This window comes from Vibrio sp. TH_r3, from assembly GCF_033101115.1.
Classification (GTDB): Bacteria; Pseudomonadota; Gammaproteobacteria; order Enterobacterales; family Vibrionaceae; genus Vibrio.
Window position 1 is genome coordinate 58997 of the sequence record NZ_JAWMPW010000017.1, and the last position, 15662, is coordinate 74658.

Annotated in this window: 10 protein-coding genes; 7 read left to right on the forward strand and 3 right to left on the reverse strand. The window is 41.0% G+C overall.

Annotated features, from left to right (window positions below):
* Positions 1-162 precede the first annotated feature (162 nt).
* Positions 163-699, reverse strand: coding sequence for an FxsA family protein (locus R3X26_RS13810; protein ID WP_317717915.1), 537 nt, complete (start codon positions 697-699; stop codon positions 163-165).
* A 169-nt stretch (positions 700-868) separates the two neighbouring features.
* Between R3X26_RS13810 and R3X26_RS13815 the strand changes: the two genes are divergently transcribed.
* From R3X26_RS13815 to R3X26_RS13830, 4 genes are all read left to right on the forward strand, one after another.
* On the forward strand, positions 869-2734 hold the full coding sequence (locus tag R3X26_RS13815; protein WP_317717916.1) for a protein-disulfide reductase DsbD: 1866 nt from the start codon (positions 869-871) through the stop codon (positions 2732-2734).
* 267 nt (positions 2735-3001) lie between these two features.
* A complete protein-coding gene (locus tag R3X26_RS13820) occupies positions 3002-3637 on the forward strand; it encodes a response regulator transcription factor (protein ID WP_317717917.1) in 636 nt (211 codons plus the stop codon).
* 301 nt (positions 3638-3938) lie between these two features.
* Positions 3939-4205, forward strand: a complete 267-nt coding sequence (locus R3X26_RS13825; RefSeq protein WP_317717918.1) for a DUF4212 domain-containing protein — start codon at positions 3939-3941, stop codon at positions 4203-4205.
* 12 nt (positions 4206-4217) lie between these two features.
* Entirely contained in the window at positions 4218-5921 is a 1704-nt protein-coding gene (locus R3X26_RS13830; RefSeq protein WP_317717919.1) for a sodium:solute symporter family protein, read from the forward strand.
* A gap of 103 nt (positions 5922-6024) precedes the next feature.
* On the opposite strand, the gene R3X26_RS13835 is transcribed toward R3X26_RS13830, so the two are convergent.
* Together R3X26_RS13835 and R3X26_RS13840 are read right to left on the reverse strand one after the other, a co-directional pair.
* Positions 6025-9519: a PAS domain-containing hybrid sensor histidine kinase/response regulator gene (locus R3X26_RS13835; RefSeq protein WP_317717920.1), complete on the reverse strand. Its 3495-nt coding sequence runs from the start codon at positions 9517-9519 to the stop codon at positions 6025-6027.
* A 96-nt stretch (positions 9520-9615) separates the two neighbouring features.
* Positions 9616-10782 carry a 3-phenylpropionate MFS transporter gene (locus R3X26_RS13840; protein WP_317717921.1) on the reverse strand — a complete coding sequence of 389 codons (1167 nt, stop codon included), beginning with the start codon at positions 10780-10782 and terminating at the stop codon, positions 9616-9618.
* Between the two features lie 245 nt (positions 10783-11027).
* On the opposite strand from R3X26_RS13840, the gene R3X26_RS13845 reads away from it, so the two are divergent.
* From R3X26_RS13845 to acs, 3 genes are all read left to right on the forward strand, one after another.
* Positions 11028-12854 carry a DUF294 nucleotidyltransferase-like domain-containing protein gene (locus tag R3X26_RS13845; RefSeq protein ID WP_317717922.1) on the forward strand — a complete coding sequence of 609 codons (1827 nt, stop codon included), beginning with the start codon at positions 11028-11030 and terminating at the stop codon, positions 12852-12854.
* A gap of 2 nt (positions 12855-12856) precedes the next feature.
* Positions 12857-13492 carry a 3'-5' exonuclease gene (locus R3X26_RS13850; protein ID WP_317717923.1) on the forward strand — a complete coding sequence of 212 codons (636 nt, stop codon included), beginning with the start codon at positions 12857-12859 and terminating at the stop codon, positions 13490-13492.
* Between the two features lie 170 nt (positions 13493-13662).
* Positions 13663-15603 carry an acetate--CoA ligase gene (acs, locus tag R3X26_RS13855; RefSeq protein ID WP_317717924.1) on the forward strand — a complete coding sequence of 647 codons (1941 nt, stop codon included), beginning with the start codon at positions 13663-13665 and terminating at the stop codon, positions 15601-15603.
* The last annotated feature ends 59 nt before the right edge of the window (positions 15604-15662 follow it).

The window sequence follows — 15662 nt, forward strand, 5'->3', positions numbered from 1 at the left end:
ATCGACCCGTTTTAACTACTTTGTTAATAAAATGCATGCCGACAGAAAATTGAATCGTTTTTAAAATCAGATGACTGCATAAAGATAAGGTGGTTGCATCAAAATAGTAGCAACCATCATAGAATAAAGTGGAGTTAAAACGCTTAACCCTAATGACTAATGCTAGTTCAAACGATTATTTGAACCATCATTGTCGTCATCTTTCTTTTCTTCATACTCGCCTTCGAAGGTATTTTTGTCATCATTCGAAGACTGAAAAGGATCATGTCCGAATGGACTTTGTCCAAATCCACCTTGAGTATTTCCACCTCGAGCATTGAAACCACCACCACTTGACATGGTGTTTACTTTTACTCGTTTCATCAACTCTTTCGCTATTCTTGCTCTAGGAGCAGGAAGCAGCACTAACATACCAAGAGTGTCAGTCATAAAGCCCGGTGTTAACAGCAGTACGCCTGCCACTGCAAGCATCACACCTTCTAAAATTTGTTGAGCGGGAAGCTCTCCCTGCTGCAATTTTCCTTGTACCGACATCAATGTTGCTATCCCTTGACTTCGAACAAGAGAAGCACCTGCAAAAGCAGTAATAAGGACTAAAGCAATAGTCGGCCACAAACCTAGAAAACCGCCCACTTGAATAAACAAGCCAATTTCAATGATAGGAACCAAGATAAATAACAACAATAAAATAGGAAACACACGCGCTCCATCTAATAATTTGATCAGTGAGTTTATATTTGAGTGTACTTGTAAAAACAGAAATCAGACAGTGCAATTACAATATTTTACAGTAATATGATGAGATGAAAGTTCGATAGGCCTTACTCGGTCTTATTCTTATCTTATTTGGCTTAGTTGTTAATTTAATATGCGTATTTTTCTCTCTCTGTTATTAATCAGTATATTGTCACTCCCTAATACTGCTTTAGCTTTATTCAACTCCCCAAGTTCGTCTAGCTTTACCAGCAGCGATACCTTAAATAACGATAGTTTCAATAACAACGATTCGAAATTTGTTACGGTTCAACAAGCCTTTCCTTTCTATGCGACTCAAATAAACGATGTTGTCCATCTCGAATGGGATGTACTGGAAGGGTATTACTTATATCAGCAGCGACTCTCTATTAGCGTCGAAAACGCTGAAATTGGTCAATTTACTATGCGCGACGGTAAACCGTACAAAGATGAATTTTTTGGTGCGGTCAACATTTATACTCAACCTTTAAGCATCAAAGTACCGCTAATATCCGTCACTGAAAATGCAAAACTGATTGTCCAATATCAAGGTTGTGCGAAAGCAGGGTTTTGTTATCCACCAGAAACTAAAATAATCGAGCTAACAAAAATATCTCAAGCAGACCTATCCTCCTCAATTCAACAGCCAAATAAAAATAGTAACAATGGAATAACGACAAGCAATGAAGATGTAATTCAGAACAACCAAGTGGTTATGAATGATGCGCAAATACAAAGTAAAGATACTGAGTTTGCCACGACGATAGCCGACAATTGGTGGACACCCTTTCTATTTTTAGCCCTCGGCATCGGTTTGGCTTTCACGCCTTGTGTTCTACCTATGTACCCTATTCTTACCAGCATTGTTCTCGGCAGTGGTCAACTCAGCCAAGCTAGAACCTTTTTCCTTTCCTTTATTTATGTGCAAGGAATGGCGCTTACTTATACTTTGCTTGGTTTAATTGTCGCCTCTGCTGGTTTACAATTCCAAGCCGCATTACAGCACCCTTATGTTTTAATCAGTCTAAGTATTCTGTTTGTTTTACTCGCCATGTCTATGTTTGGCTTATACACGCTTCAGTTGCCTAATAGCATTCAAACTTGGTTAAGTAGCCAAAGTAATAAACAACAGGGAGGCAATATTGCCGGAGTATTTAGCATGGGGGCTATTTCGGGCTTAGTGTGTTCTCCGTGCACAACCGCGCCATTATCTGGCGCATTACTGTATGTCGCGCAGAGTGGTGATTTAATAACAGGGGCAATCGCACTTTACGCTCTGGCTCTAGGTATGGGAATTCCACTAGTTGTTGTAGCAGTTTTTGGTAATAAATTATTGCCGAAGGCAGGAGCGTGGATGGATAGAGTTAAAGTGTTGTTTGGCTTTATTCTACTTGCTGCTCCAATCTTTTTAATCGAAAGAATCATTCCGCAATCATGGGCTATCACATTATGGGCTGTGTTAGGTCTAGCGGCATTCGGCTGGCTTTACCATATTAAAAATAAGCTCGAATTTGGTGGTTGGAAACAAAGCCTAGTGGGCATTATCGCAGTATTGGGATTAGTCGCCTCGGCAATTCCTATTTATAGCCAGTGGTTTACCGATGGGCCCAAGCACACATACCAGCCTCAAGTAAGCTTTATTCGTATCACGTCTGTCGATGATTTAGAAACTCAACTTGTCGCGGCAAACAAAGCCAATAAGTCGGTGATGCTCGATTTCTATGCCGATTGGTGTGTGGCATGTAAGGAGTTTGAAAAATATACATTTCATACTGCCGAAGTAGAAGAAAAACTAAAAAATTTGGTTCTATTACAAGCGGATGTCACTAAAAACAGTCCAGAAGATATCGCACTATTTAAACGCTTGAAAGTCATGGGATTACCGACCATCGATTTTTGGGATGCTCACGGTAACTATCGCTCTAATGCAAGATTAACCGGATTCATTGAATCAGAACCTTTTATCCTTCACTTAGAAAAGCACAGAATTAGCCAATAAGTCATTTATTAATCTATTAATCAGTAATCAGCAACTTTTGGCTAGATGAAAGAGACCTATCATCTAGCCAAATTGTCCAATTGTTAGCATAATTAAAATTAAAACCTCATCTCCAAAGCAAAAAAAACCACCAACTTGCATAAAAAGTCCAATAAAAGTCGATACTGTTCAGAAATTTAACTGTCAAATATTGTCCATTCGTCCAAAGCGGATAATACTTATTCTCGAAGCACAAATTTAACTTAATTATAAAGAGCCTTTAACGTCATGGAATCGACTTACACAATCATCATAGCTGATGACCATCCACTGTTTCGAAATGCCTTATTTCAGTCAATTCACATGGCGATCAGTGGCGCCAATTTGGTAGAAGCAGACTCCCTTTCTGCATTACTTGACTTACTCAGTAGAGAAACTGAACCCGATCTTCTTTTACTTGATCTGAAAATGCCCGGTGCTAACGGAATGTCAGGTCTAATTCAGTTAAGAGCAGAATACCCCGATCTACCTATTGTCGTAATATCAGCGAGTGAAGAACCCAATGTTGTCGCTCAAGTAAAAATGCATGGTGCATTTGGCTTTATTCCAAAATCCAGTGATATGCGCTCACTGATTAGCGCACTAAATCAAGTATTAAGCGGTGATCCCTTCTTTCCAGAACAACTACTTAAGAACAGTAATATTAATACCGATCTCGCTGATAAACTGGCTTCACTCACGCCACAACAATACAAAGTTCTAGGCATGTTGTCAGATGGATTACTCAACAAGCAAATCGCGTATGAACTTAATGTGTCAGAAGCAACGATCAAAGCCCATATGACGGCTATTTTTCGTAAACTAGGCGTACAAAATAGAACCCAAGCGGTCATTCTTCTTCAACATCTTGAATTAGAAAATTAGAAAACCAGAGCGTTAGACCTTAGGTGTAGTATGTTAGACCTTAGGCTACATTAACAAGTTGTTAACATCTATTTTTTATAACCCACTTATCATAAACGTCCTTTTTTAGGGCGTTTTTCACTTTTTTCCCTCGACTAAAGTTGCACTGAGATAATAACCAAGTGCTGCTAACCTATACTCCGTAACATTTTATTAACAAGCCGAGTTGTGATCATAACAAGATACAAACGGGTCAATCAGTCTCAGGCTAACTTCAACAATAAATTGTAAACAACCAATAATTAAACGGAAGGAGAAGGCAATGTCATTCGAATCATCGGATCACGCTCAAGCCTACTGGAAGGAAAACTTAACTATCATGGGCTCATTACTCGCCATTTGGTTCATTGTGTCATATGGCGCAGGAATCTTATTTGTCGACGCACTTGATACTATCCAAATTGGTGGATTCAAATTAGGTTTCTGGTTCGCTCAACAAGGTTCAATCTACACATTTGTTGTGTTGATTTTTGTTTACGTTGCGCGCATGAATGCGCTCGATAAGAAATATAACGTACAGGAAGATTAAGAGGTTGTAGAAATGGAAATTCAAACTTGGACGTTTATTCTTGTCGGTATTACTTTTGCACTTTATATCGGCATAGCAATTTGGGCTCGTGCAGGATCAACGAGTGAATTTTACGTTGCAGGCGGCGGTGTTCACCCTGTGGCAAATGGTATGGCAACCGCGGCTGATTGGATGTCAGCAGCATCATTTATTTCAATGGCAGGTATTATATCATTCGTTGGTTATGACGGTGGTGTATACCTTATGGGTTGGACTGGTGGTTATGTATTACTAGCACTTTGTCTTGCACCTTACCTCCGTAAGTTCGGTAAATTTACCGTACCAGATTTTATCGGTGATCGTTACTACTCTAGAACCGCTCGTATGGTCGCGGTATTCTGTGCAATTTTCGTATCATTCACCTATGTAGCAGGTCAAATGCGTGGCGTGGGTGTGGTATTTGCTCGCTTCCTCGAAGTTGATATTAATATGGGTATCATCATCGGTATGGGCGTGGTGTTTTTCTATGCTGTATTAGGTGGAATGAAAGGAATTACTTACACTCAAGTTGCTCAATACTGTGTACTCATCTTCGCCTTTATGGTGCCTGCAATCTTTACCTCACTTATGATGACTGGATCTCCGGTTCCTCAAATTGGATTCGGCTCTACCATTTCGGGAACAGATGTCTATCTACTTGATAAATTAGATGGTTTGGCTGAAGAGCTTGGCTTTACCGCGTACACCAACGGTACCAAGAGTACTATTGATGTCTTCTTTATCACTGCCGCTCTTATGGTCGGTACAGCAGGACTACCTCACGTTATTATTCGCTTTTTTACGGTTCCTAAAGTATCTGATGCACGTATCTCAGCCGGTTGGGCACTCATCTTTATCTCTATTCTTTATACCACAGCACCAGCGGTTGCCGCATTTGCTCGTGTTAATATGATAGAAACGATCAATGGGCCAGAAATGCAAGGTGTCGCAGCAGCAGAAGCACCAAGTTGGTATAAAAACTGGGAAAGTACTGGGCTAGTCTCTTGGGATGATAAAAATGGCGATGGCAAGATGTTCTACTCTGGCGATGAACGCAACGAAATGAACATTAACCGCGATATTATTGTATTGGCGTCACCTGAACTGGCCAAACTGCCAAACTGGGTTGTCGCATTATTAGCTGCCGGTGGTCTAGCCGCGGCACTATCAACCGCTGCAGGCCTATTGTTGGTTATCTCGACCTCTATTTCTCATGACTTGTTGAAGAAAGGATTTAGGCCCAATATGACCGATAAACAAGAACTGTTTGCTGCTCGGTTAGCCGCTTTCTTTGCAATAATCTGCGCCGGTTACCTTGGGATTAATCCACCTGGTTTCGTCGCACAAGTGGTGGCCTTTGCCTTTGGTTTAGCAGCCGCATCCTTCTTCCCAGCCATTATTTTGGGTATCTTCTATAAGAAGATGAACAAGGAAGGTGCCATTGCCGGTATGCTTTCTGGTATCGCTTTTACCACTATTTATATCGTCTATTTCAAATTCATCAACCCAGCTGCCAACGTGCCTGAGAACTGGTTATTTAGCATCAGTCCTGAAGGTATCGGTACGCTAGGTATGTGTGTCAACTTTGTTGTTTCTCTTGTTGTGAACAAGTTTACTGCGGAAGTACCACAAGATGTTCAAGAAATGGTTGAGTCGATTCGCTATCCAAAAGGAGCAGGCGCAGCTCAAGATCATTAATTAACCGTTAGATTAATGGCCAAACGATTAACGACCAAAGCCGATGCGGAGTAGCATCGGCTTTTTTGTTCCGAACAAAAAACCTTCGTGTGCGACTTTTATATTAGTCATCTGATTGAACTCGGTTCAGTACTGATCTTAACTTAAGCGGCTTAACAGGTTTGGCAATAAAATCAAAACCATTCGACTTAATCGCACTTATCATATCTTCTGTTCTGTCCGCACTAATAATAATGCCTGCAAACTTATTGCCCAAACGTAAACGGAATTGCTGCAATACCTCTAATCCTGTTCTATCGTTATCTAAACGATAGTCGGAAAAAATCACCTGCGGTATCCAATCGTCCTGTAGTAATTGCAAGCTTTCCACCAAATCTCGTGCCGTTCGAACATCACAGCCCCAGCGTTCTAGTAACGTTCTCATACCAGTAAGTATTTCTAATTCATTATCGACACAAATCACTCTGACATTCAATAAAGGGGCAATTTCTTTTTTTTCAACGACTTCGATCATGGTTTCGGCTCTTTCCGCTCGATCGACAGTGATTGAAAAAACAGAACCTTCATCAGGCCAAGACCGCAAACCAATATCATGTTCAAGTACTCGGGCAATACCTCTAGAAATAGCTAAACCAATACCCAATCCCTGAGAAACGTGATTCGCATCTCCACGGGTGAACTCGTCAAAAATTTCAGATTGCTTGTCTTGAGCAATACCAATGCCATTGTCCCAAACCTCTATTCTTACCTGCCCTTGTACACGACGAGTGCCCAACACTACTTTGCCTTTTGGGTTGTACCGAAAGGCATTAGTTAAAAAGTTCTGTAAAACTCGACGTAACAACTTGGCATCAGAATGAACAATCAGATTGGATGGAATCATTTTAAAGTCAATTTGTTGCTTATTAGCTAAGGCACTAAACTCAGCATTTAAGGTATTTAACACATCGTTTAATTTGAAACTTTTTATATCGGTTTTCAATTTCCCTGACTCTAATCGAGAAATATCTAACAAATCACCAATCAATTCTTCAGCCGCCGCTAAGGCACTCTCTATATTGTTAGACAGCTGCTTAATTTCTTTATTTTTTGCGGTTTGAGCATCGGCCTCAACACCGAAATCCTTATCAACATCAAACGAATGAACCACTTCAGATAAAGATGAGGAAAATAAACGAGCAGCATTAAGCGGTTGCATTAAATCATGACTTACTGCCGCTAAAAAACGTGTCTTAGATTGAGATTCACTATTAGCACTTTGCGTAGCAAGCACCAAACGCTTATTCAAATCCTCTAATTCTTGGGTTCTTTTTTGCACTCTAGATTCTAAATTTTCGTTCACCTCTTTTAACGTCTTTTCCGCTTCACGGAATGCGGTAATATCGGAAAAACTCATAACAAAGCCACCACCAGGCATGGGATTGCCTTGAACTTCTATCACTGTCCCATCAGGATAAACTCGTGATGAAGTGTGTTGCGTTCCGCATTCTAAATGATAAACCCGTTTGCGAACATGCTCCTCTGGATCGCCCGGCCCACACAAACCCATTTGAGCGTTATGACGAATAACTTCCGCGATCGGCCGACCGACTTGGATCAGTCCAGCAGGAAATTCAAATAGCTCTAAGTAACGTTGATTCCAAGCCACCAGCCTCAACTGTTTATCTACCACGGTAATCCCTTGGCTAATATGTTCAATCGCGCCTTGTAATAACCCTCGACTAAAGTCATACAGTTCTGATGCTTCATCAACAATAGTCGCCACTTCTTCTAGTTGCATTTTTTTACCTTGCAAGGCAGAAGTGAGTACTAACTTTGCCGATGAAGCTCCAAAAACGCCGGCAAGAACACGTTCGGTATGACGAATTAAACCCGATGAAGCTTGCTGATTAGGTAATAAAGTGTGCTGTTCTTTATGCCAATAGTGGTTAAACGCCGTGCGAGCACGTGCTCTGCCTACAAAGCGTGCTGCAAGCATTTCAAGCTCCGCGACCGTTACTCGGCTTTGGTACAAACTCACGTTTTCATTTTCTGGTAATGGGGTTCCTACAAATGCAGCCGACTGCAAACGTTCGCTAAGACTAGAGCGAGTAAACATCGAAACCACAACATAGCAGCCAGCATTAACTAAGACACTTAATGCCATTCCCCAATCAGTTGAGGTTAGTGACCAATTGGCTAAAAACTGAGGTGGGCTAATTACCCATAATAAAAAGTTACTTTCAGAATCCCCCGCTAACATATCCGTCTGGCTCATTAAAGTAATAACCCAAATAGTAAAGCCCGCCAGTAAGCCAATATACACCCCTTTTTTATTGCCTAATCGCCAATACATGCCACCAATGAGCGCGGGAGAAAATTGCGCAATAGCGGCAAATGACAGCAACCCAATAACAGACAATGAACGGATATTATCCAGTGCCATGTAAAAGCCCCAAGCCGCAAATAGAATCAGCAATATCAACACTCTGCGAATGTTCAACAATAAACCGGAAAAGTGTTCGTGAGTGCGCTGAGAAAAACGCATTCTTCTCAATAGAAGAGGTAATACAAGGTCATTTGAAACCATAATAGCCAAAGCAATAGTCGATACGATAACCATGCCACTTGCCGCGGAAGTTCCTCCTAAAAATGCCAACAGTGCAATGTCATTAGCACCAACAGAAAGTGGCAACGAAATAACATAAGCATCGGCGGGACTACCAGCTAATAAACTCTGACCAACCCAAGAGATAGGTAAAACAAACAATCCCATTAACACAAGATAAGTAGGAAAGACTCGACGTGCGACGTGCAAATCTTGCGCTCTTTCATTCTCAACTACCATGGTATGAAATTGCCTAGGCAAACAAACGATCGCTGCCATTGTTAATAGCGTATGGATAACCATGCTGGGAATATTAGGTGCTTTATAGGTTTCAATAGCGATATCAACTAAGTTAATCTCGGAACGACTTAACGCGAGATAAACAATAAACAAACCCACAATAAGAAAAGCGCCTAATTTCACCAGTGATTCAAAAGCAATTGCCATCATCATGCCACGATGATGTTCGGTATTATCAATATGGCGAGTACCAAACAAGGTGGTAAATACCGCTAATGCACCTACCACAAACCATGAAATATGGCTGTCCTTATAGCCCAGTTGCGAGGTTAATTCAGGTGCGAGAATATCTAGCCCCATTGTAATGCCACGTAATTGCAAGGCAATGTATGGAAGAATACCGACAACGGCAATGAGAGTAACGGTAACAGCAAGCCCTTGAGACTTACCGTAACGTGCGGCGATAAAGTCAGCAATAGAGGTAATGTGTTCACGCTTAGCGATAAGAATCAGACGAGCAATTACTCGCCAACCCAAGGTAAAAACTAATATAGGCGCAATGTAAATTGGCAAAAAAGACCAAGGATTATTGCTAGCTTGCCCAACCGTTCCATAAAATGTCCACGAAGTACAATAAACCGCAATAGATAAGCTGTATATCCACGGTCGCCATTGAGATAACCATCGAGACTGCCTATCGCCATACCATGCAACCAGAAAAAGAATACCTAAATATGTGAGAGTAACAGGAACAACAATCCATCCTTGCATTTTCGTATCCTTGAACCATGCTAGTTAACTAAAAAAGCCGAAGTATAAAACTTCGACTTTAGTAGTGTAGTTAAAGAATTGTTAATACTCAGGTGGTTAGCTCTGAATCTGTGGCTTAGGTTGTCCTTTTTTTGAATCAACCCGAATAAACAAGGCTAGAATACCCATTCCTGCCATAGACCAGAATACATTTGCACCCCATAACTCAAATCCAATACCACTCAATGCGGTCATAACCGCAGTAAATGCTCCCATAGGAATAGCATTATATAATGCTTGCAACGGTACCATTTCATTCTGATTTGCACGTTGGATATATTGAATTGCAGCAAGGTGAGCAGTGGCAAACGTCGCACCATGCAATAATTGAATAAACCCTAATGCCCAAATGTCGGTAATCGATGCAGTTAACCCCCAACGAACGGCAATGCCGGTAGAGGCGATCAAAAACATAGTACGAATGCTTACACCATTAAACAGTTTTTTACTGGTAGCAAAAACCGTAATTTCGGCAATAACCCCAATGCTCCACAAGTAGCCAATAATATCTTCTGAGTGACCAACCGATTTCCAATAAATAGTACTAAAACTATAGTAAGCAGCATGGCTGCCATGAATTAATGACATTAGAACTAAAAAACGAAATACGTCGGGTTTAGTCATTAAAGCAAATAATTTGGGACGAATAGAATCTTGGTCATCCTCACTTTTAGGTTCAGGATTAGGCGTTCGCATCGAGAGCAACAGACCAACGGTAATACCGGCTAGAGCGGTATGTACAATCATGTCGGTACCATATACAGAAATCAAATAACCAACACAAGTAGACCCAGCAATAAAGGCAATAGAGCCCCACAACCGTGTTCGACCATAATCTAGTTTACCCAATTTGGCATAGTAATTGGCCATTGCATCTGAGAGTGGGATAGCTGGACCAACGCACAAATTAAACAAAATAGTCGCACCGGCCATTAACCAGAAATCACCACCAGTGAAGAAATGGAACCAAATAAAAATCACCGAAAAGAAGCTAAGCCAACGAATTGCCGGCAATAAATATTCGACTTTATGCAAGCGTGGGGTAATCACTAAATTGGCAATAAAACGGGTAGCAAACGCTAAGCCCATGAGTAAACCTATATCACTGGCAGAGACGCCTTGTTCTTTAAACCATAGCGCCCAAAATGGGATATAAACACCATAAGCAAAAAAGAAACCAATAAAATATTGAGAGATCCAACCATGAGGGGAAGGAGAAAACATAATTAACCTAGCTATTTATAATAATCGAAAATTCCTCGCTATTATGCCTACGATTTGATCAGTTAAAAAGGGAACAATTAATTGATTTTCTGTTCCTAGTTACTCTTTCTTTCAATGATATAAATATCAAAAAACCGATTCCAGCTTGATAGTAGTAAAACGGCCATTAGACCAAAGTCGTCTGGAGGTTCAAAGGAAAGTTGCCAGACTATGTATAAGCAAGTCTATTTGGAGCGATGCTCACCATGCCGGATAAATTTAATATGCAATCACCGCCCTTTGATCGACTATCAGAGAATCAACAACTCTTACTGAGATCTTCTCTGGATGTCGCTTATTACCGAGCAAAAGATCAATTGGTAACAGCAGGGGAAAAGAATAAATTTTTGCATATTTTAATAAAAGGAGTCGTTGAAGAGCGATCGGCCGATGACGTAGAGGTTTTTGCTCATTATGCTAATGATGATATTTTTGACGTTCGATCTCAATTTGATCATTTATCCAAACATAATTATATCGCTCTAGAAGATACGCTTTGCTATTTACTGCCTAACGATAAATTTCTGCAACTTTACCATTCCAACGGTGAGTTCGCGGCCTATTTTGATAACAGTTTGTCTAAACGACGCCAATTAATTAAAGCCGCTCAACAACAACAAAACTTAGCTGAATTTATACTCACTAGAGTAGATCGTTCTATTTACCACCCTCCACTTATTATCACAGCCGAGCTGCCTTTGACTGAGGCCACACAATTGCTTAAAGACAATGGCGTTGACGCCGCTCTGGTTCAACTCAATGAAGACGATAAAAGGATACTCGATAACAGTAATGAACGCCCTTATGGCATCGTCACTCGAACCAACATGCTGCATGCCGTCATGTTAGATAAACGGCCATTAAATACTGCCATTGGTGACATCGTTACTTTTCCTGTCTTTCACGTAGATGATGGTGATTTTCTATTTAATGCCATGATCACAATGACAAAACAGAAAATGAAAAGAGTGATGGTGTGCGATGGCAACAATGCGGTCGGCATGTTAGATATGACTCAAATACTCAGTGCTTTTTCTACTCATTCTCACGTATTAACCCTCAGTATTGCTCGTGCAAGCAGTATTGATGAGCTTGCTCTAGCTGCCAACCGACAAAGACACTTAGTAGAAAGCTTAATTACCAACGGCATTCGAACTCGTTTTATTATGGAACTTATTTCCGCGGTTAACGAGCAGATCATCGAAAAAGCATTTGAATTAGTCTTGCCGCCAACGGTGCATAATAAGGTATGTTTAATCGTGCTAGGTTCTGAAGGTCGAGGAGAGCAAATTTTAAAAACCGACCAAGATAACGCATTAATAATAAAACAAGGGGTCGATATTGCCGATTTATCTGATCTTATGAATACCCTCACCCACACTTTACAACAACTCGGTTACCCTCTTTGTCCCGGAAACGTTATGGTTAATAATCCGCAATGGGTAAAACATGAAAAGGAATGGGAAAAAACTTTAAATCTTTGGATATCAAGCTCTAAACCGGAGCAAGTCATGAAGTTAGCGATTATGGCCGATGCTCATGCCGTTGCGGGAAACACCGCGTTACTTGCTCCCATAAAAAAACACTTAATTGACAAGATGACTGCGCAAGAACTGATTCTGGCCGAATTTACCAAACCTGCATTAAGCTTTTCGACACCACTCACTTTATTTGGCAACGTTAAATCCTCTAAACAAGGATTAGATATAAAGTCTGGAGGTTTATTTCCTATTGTTCATGGCGTTAGAGCATTGAGCCTAGAATACGCAATCGAAGAAAATAACACGTTTGATAGATTGCTTGCCCTAACCAATAAAAAGGTACTGGAAAAAGAGACCGCCGATAACCTTAGTGAAGCCTTTAAATTGTTTGTAAAACTGCGATTAACACAGCAACTATCGCAGCAACACAGCCACAACATAATTGATTTAAAATTATTAGAACGAACCGAACGGGATCTACTTCGCCATAGCTTTCACGTCGTCAAAAAATTCAAACAATGGCTGGAATACCATTACCAGATAAGAGATTAACTATGAATTTTCTTAGACGTAACTGGTGGTATTACAAGTTAAAAGACTCACCTTATCGTGAACTTTTTACCAAAAATTCACATCGAGAATTGATTTCTCTCGATTGTGAAACAACAAGCTTAGACCCTAAACGAGCTGAACTGGTTACTATAGCCGCAACCAAAATCATTGATAATCGCATCATTACCAGCGAGCCTTTTCATATTCGCTTGCGCGCCCCTCACTCTTTGGATTCTGGATCGGTTCGCATTCATCATATTCGCCATCAAGATCTAATTGGAGGAATAAGCGAGAAAGAAGCGATAACAGCACTAATAAATTTTATCGGTAATCGACCTTTAGTCGGATACCATATCCGCTATGATAAAACCATATTAGATATTGCATGCCAAAAACAATTGGGCTTTCCGTTGCCCAATAAATTGATTGAGGTGAGCCATATTTATCATGAAATGTTAGAAAAACATTTGCCCAATGCGTATTTTGACCTCAGCTTAGATGCGATCTGTAAGCATTTAAATCTCCCTTCACAAACTCACAAACACGATGCATTACAAGATGCAATCTCAGCGGCTCTTGTCTACGTTAGATTAACTTACGGTGACTTACCTGAATTAACCTCCGCTTATAGACGATAGATTCTCATCATCAATATATCCTAAAGTCTAATTGAGAAAAATTCATTAATAACCGAAAGTTATAAAACTCAACAACACAGTGCTTATCAAAATAACAATGTTTTTCAAAATAACAGTGCTTGCCAAAATGAACTCAACGGAAGTTTGCTTACATCACAAGGAGAGAAGCAATGAGTGTGTATCCAGTCAAAGAAAATATTAAAGCCACCACCCACGCGGACAATGAAACTTACCTTTCTATGTACCAACAGTCGGTTAGTGATCCGGAAGGTTTTTGGGGAGAACATGGCAAAATTGTCGATTGGATTAAGCCATACACCCAGGTTAAAAGTACCTCTTTCGATACTGGACACGTTGATATACGCTGGTTTGAAGATGGAACATTGAATGTTTCGGCTAACTGTATTGATCGACATCTAGCCCAAAAAGGTGATGAAGTTGCCATCATTTGGGAAGGAGATGATCCAACACAAGATCAAACATTAACCTTCAATGAATTACACCAAAAGGTGTGTCAATTTTCTAACGCGTTAAAAGAAGCGGGTGTGCATAAAGGCGATGTGGTTTGTCTTTACATGCCAATGGTACCAGAAGCCGCGGTAGCCATGCTGGCTTGTACCCGTATTGGGGCTGTTCACACTGTTGTTTTTGGCGGTTTCTCTCCAGAAGCTCTGTCTGGTCGCATAATCGATTCTAACGCGAAAGTCATCGTCACAGCCGATGAAGGCGTTCGTGCAGGACGTGCTGTACCATTGAAAAAGAATGTCGACGAAGCACTAACCAACCCTGAAACAAGCAGTGTCAGCAAAGTAATGGTGCTGCAACGAACAGGTGGTGATATCGAATGGCATGAACATCGTGATATTTGGTGGCACGAAGCAACCGACACTGTTTCAGATGATTGTCCGCCAGAAGAGATGAAGGCAGAAGACCCACTATTTATTCTTTATACATCAGGTTCAACTGGCAAGCCTAAAGGTGTTCTGCACACAACAGGAGGCTACCTTGTTTATGCGGCGATGACCTTTAAATATGTGTTTGACTATAATGACAGTGACACGTTTTGGTGTACCGCTGACGTCGGTTGGATAACTGGCCATACCTACTTAGTTTACGGGCCATTAGCCAACGGCGCGAAAACTATTCTATTTGAAGGGGTACCTAATTATCCAAATACAAATCGAATGAGTGAAGTAGTCGATAAACATCAAGTTTCTATTTTATATACCGCTCCTACAGCGATTCGAGCCCTGATGGCCAAAGGCAATGAAGCGATTGAAGGCACCAACCGAAACAGTTTACGTATTATGGGCTCGGTAGGTGAACCTATCAACCCAGAAGCCTGGGAGTGGTACTACAAAACTATTGGCAATGAAAAATCCCCTATCGTTGATACATGGTGGCAAACAGAAACCGGTGGCATTCTTATTTCTCCGCTACCCGGAGCCACCGCTTTGAAGCCGGGTTCGGCGACTCGCCCATTCTTCGGCGTGCAGCCAGCCCTAGTCGATAATATGGGCAATATCATCGAAGGGGCAACCGACGGAAACTTAGTTATCTTAGATTCGTGGCCGGGTCAAATGCGCAGTATTTATGGTGACCATGACCGCTTTGAACAAACCTATTTTTCTACTTTTAAAGGCATGTATTTTACTAGTGATGGCGCTCGTCGTGACGAAGATGGCTATTACTGGATTACTGGTCGTGTAGATGATGTTCTTAATGTATCGGGCCATAGAATGGGAACAGCTGAAATTGAATCTGCACTGGTTGCCTTTGATAAAATAGCAGAAGCGGCAATTGTTGGTGTTCCTCATGATATTAAAGGACAAGCTATCTATGCCTACATCACGCTAAATTCGGGTGAATATCCAAGTGCAGAACTGCATAAAGAAGTAAAAGATTGGGTGAGAAAAGAGATAGGTCCAATTGCGACCCCCGATGTGTTGCACTGGACAGACTCGCTCCCGAAAACTCGTTCAGGTAAAATAATGCGCCGTATATTGCGTAAAATAGCCACTGGCGACACCAGTAATTTAGGCGATACCTCGACATTAGCCGACCCAAGTGTTGTCGATAAACTGATCGCTGAAAAAGCCGAAATGTCTTAACCGAATCAACTAAACACACATCAGTTCTACCATTTAGCGCTATTTTTATAGCGCTTTTT

What these genes read in the sequence shown, in the direction of transcription:
- R3X26_RS13815 (WP_317717916.1), top strand. Translation starts at nt 869, where the DNA reads ATGCGTATTTTTCTCTCTCTGTTATTAATCAGTATATTGTCACTCCCT.
- R3X26_RS13820 (WP_317717917.1), top strand. Translation starts at nt 3,002, where the DNA reads ATGGAATCGACTTACACAATCATCATAGCTGATGACCATCCACTGTTT.
- R3X26_RS13825 (WP_317717918.1), top strand. Translation starts at nt 3,939, where the DNA reads ATGTCATTCGAATCATCGGATCACGCTCAAGCCTACTGGAAGGAAAAC.
- R3X26_RS13830 (WP_317717919.1), top strand. Translation starts at nt 4,218, where the DNA reads ATGGAAATTCAAACTTGGACGTTTATTCTTGTCGGTATTACTTTTGCA.
- R3X26_RS13835 (WP_317717920.1), bottom strand. Translation starts at nt 9,519, where the DNA reads ATGCAAGGATGGATTGTTGTTCCTGTTACTCTCACATATTTAGGTATT.
- R3X26_RS13840 (WP_317717921.1), bottom strand. Translation starts at nt 10,782, where the DNA reads ATGTTTTCTCCTTCCCCTCATGGTTGGATCTCTCAATATTTTATTGGT.
- R3X26_RS13845 (WP_317717922.1), top strand. Translation starts at nt 11,028, where the DNA reads ATGCCGGATAAATTTAATATGCAATCACCGCCCTTTGATCGACTATCA.
- R3X26_RS13850 (WP_317717923.1), top strand. Translation starts at nt 12,857, where the DNA reads ATGAATTTTCTTAGACGTAACTGGTGGTATTACAAGTTAAAAGACTCA.
- acs (WP_317717924.1), top strand. Translation starts at nt 13,663, where the DNA reads ATGAGTGTGTATCCAGTCAAAGAAAATATTAAAGCCACCACCCACGCG.